Origin of the sequence: Luteimonas sp. 8-5 (assembly GCF_029763755.1) — a bacterium.
Taxonomy (GTDB): Bacteria; Pseudomonadota; Gammaproteobacteria; order Xanthomonadales; family Xanthomonadaceae; genus Cognatiluteimonas.
The window spans coordinates 1-1,195 of sequence record NZ_JARUVM010000177.1 but is presented as its reverse complement, the minus strand read 5'-3'; the positions used below and the strand labels follow the sequence as shown (position 1 = coordinate 1,195).

Annotated in this window: 1 protein-coding gene; it reads right to left on the bottom strand. The window is 66.9% G+C overall.

Annotated features, from left to right (window positions below):
* Positions 1 to 4: 4 nt before the first annotated feature.
* Positions 5 to 1,195: an elongation factor Tu gene (gene tuf, locus QAA18_RS12775; protein WP_279413470.1), complete on the bottom strand. Its 1,191-nt coding sequence runs from the start codon at positions 1,193 to 1,195 to the stop codon at positions 5 to 7.

Here is a 1,195-nt window from a genome sequence, read left to right as displayed (position 1 = left end):
AGCGTTACTTGACGATCTTGGCCACCACGCCGGCGCCGACGGTACGGCCGCCCTCGCGGATCGCGAAGCGCAGGCCCTCGTCCATCGCCACCGGGTTGATCAGCGCCACCTGCATCTTCACGTTGTCGCCCGGCATCACCATCTCCACGCCCTCGGGCAGGGTGACGGCACCGGTGATGTCCGTGGTGCGGAAGTAGAACTGCGGACGGTAGCCCTTGAAGAACGGCGTGTGGCGGCCGCCCTCGTCCTTGCTCAGCACGTAGACCTCGGCCTCGAACTCGGTGTGCGGGGTGATCGAACCGGGCTTGGCCAGCACCTGGCCACGCTCCACGTCGTCACGCTTGGTGCCGCGCAGCAGCAGGCCCGCGTTGTCGCCCGCCTGGCCCTGGTCCAGCAGCTTGCGGAACATCTCCACGCCGGTGACCGTGGTCTTCTGCGTCGGGCGGATACCCACGATCTCGATTTCGTCGCCGACCTTGATGATCCCGCGCTCGATGCGGCCGGTCACCACCGTGCCGCGACCCGAGATCGAGAACACGTCCTCGACCGGCATCAGGAACGGCTTGTCCACGTCGCGCTGCGGCTCCGGGATGTAGCTGTCCAGCGCCTCGACCAGCGCCAGGATCGACGGCACGCCGATCTCCGACTGGTCGCCTTCCAGCGCCTTGAGCGCCGAACCCTTGATGATCGGGGTGTCGTCGCCCGGGAACTCGTACTTGCTCAGCAGCTCGCGGACTTCCATCTCCACCAGCTCCAGCAGCTCGGCGTCGTCCACCATGTCCGCCTTGTTCAGGTAGACCACGATGTACGGCACGCCCACCTGGCGGGCCAGCAGGATGTGCTCGCGCGTCTGCGGCATCGGGCCGTCGGCCGCCGAGCACACCAGGATCGCACCGTCCATCTGCGCCGCACCGGTGATCATGTTCTTCACGTAGTCGGCGTGGCCCGGGCAGTCCACGTGCGCGTAGTGACGCGTCGGGCTCTCGTATTCCACGTGCGCCGTCGAAATCGTGATGCCGCGCGCCTTCTCCTCCGGCGCCGCGTCGATCGCGTCGTAGGCCTTGAACTCGCCGCCGAAACGCTCCGCGCCCACTTTCGTCAGCGCCGCCGTCAGCGTCGTCTTGCCGTGGTCAACGTGACCAATCGTGCCCACGTTCACGTGGGGCTTGGTGCGCTCGAACTTACCCTTTGCCAT

Excerpts from the sequence above, each read along its gene's own strand:
- tuf (WP_279413470.1), bottom strand. The coding sequence starts at position 1,195 with ATGGCAAAGGGTAAGTTCGAGCGCACCAAGCCCCACGTGAACGTGGGC.